The sequence below is a fragment of the Streptomyces tremellae genome, assembly GCF_039540215.1.
Classification (GTDB): Bacteria; Actinomycetota; Actinomycetes; order Streptomycetales; family Streptomycetaceae; genus Streptomyces; species Streptomyces tremellae.
Genome location: NZ_BAABEP010000109.1, coordinates 1 through 9,290 on the forward strand (window position 1 = coordinate 1; position 9,290 = coordinate 9,290).

Genomic DNA, 9,290 nt, shown 5'->3' on the forward strand with positions numbered 1-9,290 from the left:
CCCGGCCCCTACCCGGCCGAGGCGGACGGAGTATTCCGGCGCGCAGCGAGCCGCGGGCCCCGCGGACAGGAGGGTCGCGCGGCCCGCGTCCTGCTCGCGCAGCAGCCGCAGCGCCCGCGCGGCCGTGGCCGTGTCGGTGACCGCGAGCGCGTCAGCCGCCATCCCGAGGGCCGCCGCCACCTGGACCTCGTGGCCCGGCGCGAGCGACAGCAGCTCGGCGGCGGGGCCGAGCAGCCCGGTGAGCGTGTCGCGCGCGGCGAGCAGCGCGCCAGAGCCGTCCTTCCTGCGCAGCCCGAGCGCCAGCGCGTCATGGCGTGCGGCGACGGCGGCGCGGCTGCGCTCCGCCGCGGTGGCCGCCTCGCGCGCGGCGCTCAGCGCGGCCTCGGCGTCGGCCAGGGCGCGGCGTGCGGCCTCGTGCTCCTCACCCAGCTCGTGGTCGTCGGCGTCGAGGCCCTCGACCTCGGCCCTGAGCTGCTCGTACTCCTCCTGCGCCACGGCGGCCCGCTGCCGCGCCTCGTCCCGGCTCGCGGCGAGCCTGTCGATCTCGGCCTGGGCGGAGGCCGCCCGGCCCCTGGCGGCCGTGACCTGCCCGTGCAGCCGGGCGAGCTGCTCCCTCCGGTCGGCGAGCGCCCGCGCGGCGTCCTTGAGCCTGCGCTCCTCGACGGCGAGTTCGCGCTCCAGGTCAGCGCGGTGGGAGACGGTGTCGTCGAGGGCGCGCTCCGCGGCTTCGAGCGCCGCCTCCAGCTCGGCCTCCTGCTCCCGGATCCTGGCGGCCTCGCGCTCCATGTCCTCGGGGTCGCGGCCGCGGCGCTCCTCCGGGGGCGTCTGGGTGGCGCTGGTGACGCGGGCGTCGGCGAGGGAGACGGTGCCGCGGACCCGCTCGGCGAGCTGCGACAGCTCGTACCAGGTCTGCTGGGCGCGGGCGAGGCGCGGGGTGAGGCGTCTGACCTCGTCCTCCAGGTCGGCCTCGCGGGTCAGCGCCGTCTTCAGCCGCGTCTCGGCCTCCTCCTTGCGGCGCTTGAGCTCGGCCTCGTCCGCGACCTCGGTGCGCAGGGCCTCCCTGAGCGTGACGAGGTCGTCGGCGAGCAGCCGCAGCCGGGCGTCGCGCAGGTCGGCCTGGATGACGGCGGCGCGGCGTGCGACGGCCGCCTGGCGGCCGAGCGGCTTGAGCTGGCGGCGCAGTTCGTCCGTGAGGTCCTGCACGCGCGCGAGGTTCGCCTGCATCGCGTCCAGCTTCCGCAGCGCCTTCTCCTTGCGCTTGCGGTGCTTGAGGACGCCCGCGGCCTCCTCGATGAAGGCCCGGCGGCCCATCGGGTCGGCGTGCAGGACGGAGTCGAGCTGCCCCTGCCCGACGATGACGTGCATCTCGCGGCCGATGCCGGAGTCGGAGAGCAGGTCCTGGATGTCGAGGAGCCTGCAGGTGTCGCCGTTGATCTGGTATTCGCTGCTGCCACCGCGGAACATGATCCGCGTGATGGTGACCTCGGCGTACTCGATGGGGAGCGCGCCGTCCGAGTTGTCGATGGTCAGGGAGACCTCGGCCCGGCCGAGCGGCGGGCGGCCGGTGGTCCCGGCGAAGATGACGTCCTCCATCTTGCCGCCGCGCAGCGACTTGGCTCCCTGCTCCCCCATGACCCAGGAGAGCGCGTCGACCACATTGGACTTGCCCGAGCCGTTGGGCCCCACGACACAGGTGATGCCGGGTTCGAAGCGCAGCGTCGTGGCGGACGCGAACGACTTGAACCCGCGCAGTGTCATGGCCTTGAGGTGCACGCCGCCGGACTCTACCCGCACAGATCGTCCGTCGGCGGTTTCACCGCTGAACGCGCAGGGCACATCACACGTTAAGAAAGAGCCAGGGGAGGATGGAAGTCGGCGGCGCCGCGGGGGAATTGGCGGTTTCGGGCGAAGGGTCGCCCCAGGGGAGACGGAGACGAAAGAAAGAAGGGACGCCGGAGCGGCGTCCCTTGCATATCTTGCCGGCGAGAAAGATCCCGCCTGACCTGGGGCCCTTGCGGGCCCTGTCGGTCAGGTGAGCGCAGGCTCCTGGGAAACATCGATGCCGATGCCGTCGAGAAGCGACTCGCCCTGGTGCTGTGCGGCGGCTGCGCTCAGCGCGTCGTTCTCGGACTGGATCCGTACGAGTTCGGATTCGAGGTCCTGGACGCGCTGCTGAAGCCGTCGCATCTCGGCGAGGAGTCGCGGGTCGGAACCGCCGACATAACCGAGAAGCGCCTTTGCCATGATGGATGGTCCTCCACAATGAGTGACCGACCGGTTTGCGGTGTGGGTCGTGGTTTCGTGAGGGAAAAAGCTCCCGCGCGCCCGGCAGAGAGGGGGCAACCTCTGTGGTTCTCGCTGCCGGACTGTTGGTGTGCGCGGGGCTTCCAGAGTCTCACCAAAAAGTTTGACGGTCAACACGATCACGGTCCGTGCGGGCACGGCGGGGCGCTGCGTGGCGCCCGCTGCCGCCCGGCGCGGTCTGCCTCCCCTGGCTCCTTCGCGCCGGACACGTGTGTGGGCGGCAGCCTGTCACGCACCGGGTCCGCTTGGCAACAGCCTGGTCATCCGGGGTGCCCGCGGGGAGCGTGGGCACCCCGGGGGGCGCGCGCCGCGGCGGCGCGGGGCGCGCGCCCGGCGGGCGGCTCATCTGATCGCGAAGCCGGAGTAGCCGCCGCGGGGCGTGTCCCAGATCTCAGTGACGCCGTCGACCCGACCGGGCGTGTCGGGGGAACGCAGCCAGTCGAGCAGCCGGTGGCAACTCTCACGCGTCCCTTCGGCCACGACCTGGACCCGGCCGTCGTCGAGGTTGAGCGCGAAGCCGGCGAGGCCGCCGATCTCCAAGGCGTTCGCCCTGGTGAACCAGCGGAACCCCACGCCCTGTACCCGGCCGCGCACCCAGGCGGTGAGCCGCACATGATCGTCCATGTACGCACGCTAACCGCGGGATTCCTCTCAGACCTCACCGGCCCCACACACCATGGCGTACAGTCCCGTCGCGACACGCCTTCACCCGTTCGGGTGAAGGCTTCGAGCGCGAGGAAGGACCGCGGATGGGACGCCATGGACGCTCCGGTGCCCGGCCCGCCCCCGTACCCGTCCGGGATCCGCACGCCGCGCGGGCCGCAGGGGCCGCCGCGGGCGACAGGCCCCAGGGCGGCAGGCGGCGCGGCGCCGGGCCCGTGCGCACCGGGCTGCTCGGCGCCTCCGCCGCGATGGCGGTCGGCGCCGTGGCCGTGGCGTCGGGCCTGATACCCGGCGGCGGCCACTACGAGGTGGGCGCGGGCGCCACCGGGAGCCGCCAGGTGCGGGCCGAGGCGGGCCCCACCGATCTGCGCGAGCAGGGCGGCGCCGACGCGTCCCCCACCCGCTCCCCCGGCGCCTCGCCCTCGGGTTCCGCGGGCACGAGCGCCTCGCCCGCCGCCCCGGAGGCGCGCCCCTCGACGGCGGCCCCGTCGAAGAAGCACGCGCCGCACGGCTCCGCGCCGTCCGCGACGGCCGGCGGAACCACGGCGAAGGCCCCCGCCAGCAGGAAACCCGCGCCGCCCGCCTCGCCCGACCGCGTGGAGAAGGCGCCCGCGCAGCCGGCTCCGACTGCGGCGTCCCAGTCCCAGGCCGCACAGGTCCTTGCCCTGGTCAACCAGGAGCGCGCCAAGGCCGGGTGCAGCCCGCTGGGGGACGACTCCTCGCTCGACTCGCTCGCGCAGGACTTCAGCGACGAGATGGCCGCGCGCGGCTTCTTCGACCACACCGACCCGGACGGCAGGACCCCCTGGGACCGCGCCGACGCGGCGGGCGTGCAGAAGCTGGGCGGCGAGAACATCGCCAGGGGCCAGGCCGACGCCCAGGCCGTGATGGACGCCTGGATGAACTCCGAGGGCCACCGCGCGAACATCCTCAACTGCGACTACACGCGCCTCGGCGTCGGTGTCCACGAGGGACCGGGCGGCCCGTGGTGGACCCAGGACTTCGGGTTCTGAGCGGGTCCCTTCGGCATCCGGGCGGCTCCGGGGCGGCTGCCGCGCGGTAGCCGGCCCGGTCGTGCCGTGCTGCCCGTGGCGTACGCCCCCGGGCGGTGCCGGCTGCGTCAGGCGCGCGCCGCGGGCCGCGGCGGGCGCTGGCAGCGCGGGCAGAAGTAGCTCGACCTGTTCATCCACGCCCTGCGCCGCATCGGCGTGGCGCATCGGAGACAGGGCTCGTCCGCACGCCCGTAGGCGTTGAGGGAGCGGTCGAAGTAGCCCGACTCGCCGTTGACGTTGACGTACAGACTGTCGAAGCTGGTGCCGCCGACGTCGAGCGCCGCGGTCATCACGTCCCGCACATGGCCGAGCAGTTCGGCGATCCGGGGGCGGGTGAGCGACGCGGTCGGGCGGTCGTAGTGGAGCCTGCTGCGCCACAGCGCCTCGTCGGCGTAGATGTTGCCGACGCCGCTGATCAGCGACTGGTCGAGCAGGGCGCGCTTGACCGTGGTGCGCTTCGCGCGCAGCGCCACGGGGAAGGCGTCGTCGTCGAAGTCGGGGTCCAGCGGGTCGCGGGCGATGTGCGCGATGACGTCCGGCAGGCCGTCCCGCGTGTTGTCGTGGAGCGAGAGGCCGCCGAAAGTGCGCTGGTCCACGAAGCGCAGCTCCGTGCCGAGGCTGTCGGCGAACCGCACCCTGACCCTCAGGTGCTTCTCGTCGGGCGCCTCCACCGGGCGCACCAGGAGCTGGCCGCTCATGCCGAGGTGGCCGAGGACCGAGGTGCCCGGCCCTACGGCCTCGTCGAGCGGCAGCCAGAGGTACTTGCCACGCCGGCGGGCAGGGGCGAGGGTGCGGCCCCGGAGCCGTGCGGCGAAGTCCTCGCCGCCCGCGATGTGGCGCCGTACGGCGCGCGGGTGCAGCACCTCGGCCTCGGCGACCGTCCTGCCGCTCACCCAGCGCGCGAGCCCGCGCCGTACGACCTCCACCTCGGGCAGTTCCGGCACGTCACTCCTGGGGAGCGGCTACGCCCGCGGCGGCCCGCTCGTCCGCTGCGGCCTTGATGGCGCGCCACGCGGACTCCGCGGCCTGCTGCTCCGCCTCTTTCTTGCTGCGGCCGGTGCCGGTGCCGTACGAGACACCACCGACGCGGGCGGCAGCCGTGAAGACCTTCTCGTGGTCGGGGCCCTTCTCCGTCACGACGTACTCGGGCACGCCGAGACTCTCCGCCGCCGTGAGCTCCTGGAGACTGGTCTTCCAGTCGAGCCCCGCGCCGAGGTTCGAGGACTTCTCGATGAGCGGGTCGAACAGCCGGTGCACGAGTTCGGACGCCGCGTCGAGCCCCTGGTCGAGGTAGACCGCGCCGATGACCGCTTCGAGGGTGTCGGCGAGGATGGACGCCTTGTCGCGTCCGCCCGTGCCCTCCTCGCCCCGGCCGAGCCTGATGAAGGCCCCCAGGTCGAGGCCGCGGCTCACCTCGGCGAGCGCGCGGGCGTTGACGACCGCGGCGCGCAGCTTGGCGAGCTGCCCCTCGGGCAGGTCCGGGTGGATGCGGTACAGCGTGTCCGTCACCACGAGGCCGAGCACCGAGTCCCCGAGGAACTCCAGCCGCTCGTTGGTCGGCAGTCCGCCGTTCTCGTAGGCGAAGGAGCGGTGCGTCAGCGCACGCACCAGAAGGGCGGACTCAAGGTGGTACCCGAGCCGCCCTTCCAGAAGCGTGTGGGACGAGGCTGCGTGGACGGTGTCTGCCTGCTTCTTTGCGTTCTTGTCCGCGGACAGTTCAGACATGGAGCCTCTCACCAGCCGCTCAGACCTCGATGACCTGGCGCTTGTTGTAGGTGCCGCAGCTGGGGCACGCGATGTGCTGCAGCTTCGGCTCCTGGCAGCGCTCGCACGCCACCAGGTTGGGGGCCACAGCCTTCCACTGCGACCGGCGGTGGCGCGTGTTGCTGCGCGACATCTTCCGCTTCGGAACAGCCACGGCTACTTCTCCTGCTTCTCGTCGGCGGCACCGGGGCCGGTGCCGTCCATCTCGTCCTTCTCGCCGTCCTTGACGGTTTCGGCGAGTCCTTGCAGCGCCGCCCACCTGGGGTCGACGGCGTCGTGGTGGTGTCCGGGCTCGTCCGCCAGCCTGACCCCGCACTCGGGGCACAGGCCTGCGCAGTCCTCCGTGCACAACGGCTGCATCGGCAGTGCGAGCACCACCGCGTCACGCAGCACGGGTTCGAGGTCGAACAAGCCGTCCTCGACGAAGAGCGTGTCCTCGTCCTCGGCGTCGTCGGCCGGTTCCGCCTTGGGGCGGCCACGGTCGTCGGCGTCGTGGTACGAGAACAGCTCCTGGATGTCCGCCTCCACCTCGCGGCTGAGCGGCTCAAGACACCTTACGCACTCCCCCGTGGCCGTGGCGCGGGCGGTACCGGAGACCAGCACGCCCTCCATGACCGACTCAAGCCGGAGCTCCAGCTCGACGGGGTCGCCCTCGGTCACGCCGATGACGCCGTCGATGCCGAAGTCCTTCGGCGCGGGCACCGACCGGGTCAGCCGCTGGAGCGCACCAGGGCGCCGCCCCAGCTCGTGCGTGTCGAACACGAGGGGGTTGCGGTGGTCGAGGCGCGCGTTCACAACCGTCCCAGCTTTCGTCGCGTCGGGGATGTCACCGAGAGGGCTGCCGCTGACGTCCGGGAACCGGACGGACCGGGCGGACAGCCGAGATCGCGACACGTGTACGCGACCGAAGGGCCAGGATACCGGTAGGGCGCCGCAGCTCCCAATCCGGTGCCGCGCCCCTGGTCAGTGACCGGTCAGCGGCCTTCTTCGTACCGGCGCAGCGCCTCCAGGTCGATCATGCTCGTGTCGAAGAAGCTGGTCTCGTCGAGAGCCGCGCCCTGCTGCTGGGCGGCGTCCTGGGGCTGCTGCCAGCCGTAGCCCTGCGACGCGTCCTGCCCGTACGGGGCGGCCTGGCCTGCCTGCTCGTAGCCGCCCTGCTGCTGGTAGGCGTACGGGTCGTGCTGGTAGGCGTACGCCTCCTGCTGCTGGGCGTAGTCGGCGCCGTACGCCTGGCCTGCCGGGTAGCCCTGGGCGGCGGCCGGATAGCCCTCGGCGCCCGCCATGCCGTCCTGCGCGGCGCCCTGGCCCATGCCCGCCGCGGACCAGGCGCCGGTCTCGTACCCGGTGGGCGCGTAGCCCGGGTCCTGGTAGGGCTGCTGCGCGGGGATGGCCGGGCGGTCCTCCGCGGCCGCGGGCTCGGGGGCGGCGGGGGCCGCGGGCCGCTCCCTGGCGGGCGGGCGGCTCTCCGTGAGGTCGGAGAGGTCGGAGAGGAAGTCCGCGTCGCTGATGAGGCCCTGCCCGCCTGCCGCGTCCTGGGCTGCCATGTGGGCGCCTAGCTCGTCGGTGGCGATCCGGCCGTGGAGCTTCTGCCGGCCGCGGCCGACCGCTTCGAGCGTCTTGGACAGGACGGCCTCGAAGGCGCCGAGCTTGGCGTCGACGTAGTCGTCGGCGCGGCGGATCAGCGTGGCCGGGTCGGAGCTGTACTCGGGGGCCTCGGGGTCGGCGTCGTACGCGGCCTTTGGCCCGTCTGCGTCGTCAGCGCCGCCGGAGGCCTCGCCCGGCGCCCGGCCGAGCAGCTTCTCGCGCCCCCGGTCGACGGAGCCGATGGTCTTGGTGAGGACGACCTCGAAGTTGGCGAGCTTGGAGTCGACGTAGTCGTCGGCCTCCGCGCGGATCTCCTCCGCGTCCCTGCGGGCCTCGGCGAGGATCCGGTCCGCCTCGTCCTGCGACTGCCGGGCGACGGCGGTGCCTGAGATCAGCGTGGCGCGCTCGGCGTGCGCCTCCTGGATGATCCGGTCGGCCTCCTGGCGGGCCTGGGCGGTGAGCTGCTCGTGGCCGCCGATGACCTCCTCCGCCTGGGCGAGGGAGTTCGGCAGGGCCGCGCGCACCTCCTCCAGCATCGCGAGCAGTTCGGCGCGGTTCACCACGCAGGACGCCGACATGGGCATGGACCTGGCGTTCCCCACAGCGTCGACGATCTCGTCGAGCTTCTTCTGCACGTCCACCGTGTGCTCGCCTTTTCTCAGCCGGATTACGAGACGGACGCCACGACTGTACGGCCCTGGCAACGGTGTCCGACACCGGGTGACGCCCCTTCAGGCCGCGGGGCGGCCCGGCGGTCCGGCTCAGCGCGCGGCGAGCCGCTCGACGAGGGCCTCGTGCACCACGGGCGGCAGCAGGTGCGAGACGTCGCCACCCCAGGTCGCGACCTCCTTGACCAGGGACGACGAGAGGAAGCTGTAGGTGGGGTTGGTGGGCACGAACAGCGTCTCGACGCCGGAGAGCCCGTTGTTCATCTGGGCCATCTGGAGTTCGTAGTCGAAGTCGCTGACGGCGCGCAGGCCCTTCACGATGGCGGGGATGTCGCGTTCCTTGCAGAAGTCGACGAGCAGGCCGTGGAAGGACTCGACCTCCACGTTGCCGAACTCCTCGGTGGCGCGCCGGATCAGGTCGATCCGCTCGTCGACCGTGAACAGGCCCTGCTTGGACCTGTTGATCATCACTGCGACGTGGACGACGTCGTACAGCTTGGACGCGCGGGCGATGATGTCGAGGTGCCCGTTGGTGATCGGGTCGAAGGATCCGGGACAGACGGCGCGGCGCACTGGGTTCTCCTCGCTCTCCGGGGTGGTCATGACGCGGCTGCTGCGGGTGCGGGGCCTGCCGCGGTGGCGCGGCCGTGCCACAGGGTGCCCTCGCCGTAGCGGCGGGAGCGGAGCGGCTCGAACCCCTCGGGCCAGCGGAACGTACCGCCCCGGGTGGCCCGTTCAACGGTGACGACGGCGGCGTCGGCAAGCCACCCCTGGCGGCGGAGTGTGAGCAGGATCTCGCCAAGATCGTCGTCGGCCACGGCGTACGGCGGGTCGAGGAAGACCAGGTCGTAAGGGTCGCCAGGGGCGGGCTCGCGCACCACCTGCTCGGCCTTGGCGGCGCGCACCTCTGCGCCCGGCAGGCCGACCGTGCGGGCGTTCTCGCGCACGGTGCGGGCGGCGCGGCCGTCCGCCTCGACCAGCAGGGCGTGCGCGGCACCGCGGGAGAGCGCTTCGAGGCCCACGGCGCCCGACCCGGCGTACAGGTCGGCGACGCGGATGCCGTCGAAGGTGCCGAGCAGCGACTCCCAGCTGGAGAAGAGGCCCTCGCGCGCCCGGTCCGAGGTGGGCCTGGTGCCGTTGCCCGGCGGCACGGCGAGCCGGCGCCCGCCGGCGGCGCCGGCGATCACGCGGGTCATGGGGGTCCTTAAGAATGTGAGGCGGTCCGGGAGGGCCGGGTGTGGCTGATGGGGTGTCT

11 protein-coding genes are annotated in these 9,290 nt (G+C 73.0%); 1 reads left to right on the plus strand and 10 read right to left on the minus strand.

Translation table 11 applies throughout. The features are described from left to right. The 3 genes from ABEA77_RS32955 to ABEA77_RS32965 form a co-directional block, all read right to left on the minus strand. Positions 1-1,773, minus strand: a 1,773-nt coding sequence (locus ABEA77_RS32955; protein WP_345655712.1) for a chromosome segregation SMC family protein, incomplete at its 3' end; no start/stop codon positions are given. A gap of 255 nt (positions 1,774-2,028) precedes the next feature. Further along, the gene (locus ABEA77_RS32960) at positions 2,029-2,244 is read right to left on the minus strand and encodes a hypothetical protein (RefSeq protein ID WP_345655714.1); all 216 of its coding nucleotides are present in this window, start codon (positions 2,242-2,244) and stop codon (positions 2,029-2,031) included. Between the two features lie 402 nt (positions 2,245-2,646). Continuing rightward, positions 2,647-2,928: an acylphosphatase gene (locus ABEA77_RS32965; RefSeq protein WP_345655716.1), complete on the minus strand. Its 282-nt coding sequence runs from the start codon at positions 2,926-2,928 to the stop codon at positions 2,647-2,649. Positions 2,929-3,053: 125 nt separating this feature from the next. Between ABEA77_RS32965 and ABEA77_RS32970 the strand changes: the two genes are divergently transcribed. Further along, positions 3,054-3,980: a CAP domain-containing protein gene (locus ABEA77_RS32970; protein WP_345655718.1), complete on the plus strand. Its 927-nt coding sequence runs from the start codon at positions 3,054-3,056 to the stop codon at positions 3,978-3,980. A gap of 107 nt (positions 3,981-4,087) precedes the next feature. On the opposite strand, the gene mutM is transcribed toward ABEA77_RS32970, so the two are convergent. The 7 genes from mutM to rsmD form a co-directional block, all read right to left on the minus strand. Then, positions 4,088-4,963, minus strand: coding sequence for a bifunctional DNA-formamidopyrimidine glycosylase/DNA-(apurinic or apyrimidinic site) lyase (gene mutM / locus ABEA77_RS32975; RefSeq protein ID WP_345655720.1), 876 nt, complete (start codon positions 4,961-4,963; stop codon positions 4,088-4,090). A 1-nt stretch (position 4,964) separates the two neighbouring features. Next, positions 4,965-5,744 carry a ribonuclease III gene (gene rnc, locus ABEA77_RS32980; RefSeq protein WP_345655722.1) on the minus strand — a complete coding sequence of 260 codons (780 nt, stop codon included), beginning with the start codon at positions 5,742-5,744 and terminating at the stop codon, positions 4,965-4,967. 19 nt (positions 5,745-5,763) lie between these two features. Beyond that, positions 5,764-5,937, minus strand: coding sequence for a 50S ribosomal protein L32 (gene rpmF, locus ABEA77_RS32985; RefSeq protein ID WP_225018003.1), 174 nt, complete (start codon positions 5,935-5,937; stop codon positions 5,764-5,766). A 2-nt stretch (positions 5,938-5,939) separates the two neighbouring features. Beyond that, positions 5,940-6,578: a YceD family protein gene (locus tag ABEA77_RS32990; RefSeq protein ID WP_345655727.1), complete on the minus strand. Its 639-nt coding sequence runs from the start codon at positions 6,576-6,578 to the stop codon at positions 5,940-5,942. Positions 6,579-6,757: 179 nt separating this feature from the next. Then, positions 6,758-8,008 carry a DivIVA domain-containing protein gene (locus tag ABEA77_RS32995; protein WP_345655729.1) on the minus strand — a complete coding sequence of 417 codons (1,251 nt, stop codon included), beginning with the start codon at positions 8,006-8,008 and terminating at the stop codon, positions 6,758-6,760. A 120-nt stretch (positions 8,009-8,128) separates the two neighbouring features. After that, complete coding sequence (gene coaD, locus ABEA77_RS33000; RefSeq protein ID WP_345655733.1) at positions 8,129-8,608, minus strand: pantetheine-phosphate adenylyltransferase; 480 nt, start codon at positions 8,606-8,608, stop codon at positions 8,129-8,131. Between the two features lie 26 nt (positions 8,609-8,634). Beyond that, on the minus strand, positions 8,635-9,231 hold the full coding sequence (gene rsmD, locus ABEA77_RS33005) for a 16S rRNA (guanine(966)-N(2))-methyltransferase RsmD (RefSeq protein WP_345655731.1): 597 nt from the start codon (positions 9,229-9,231) through the stop codon (positions 8,635-8,637). Between the last annotated feature and the right edge of the window lie 59 nt (positions 9,232-9,290).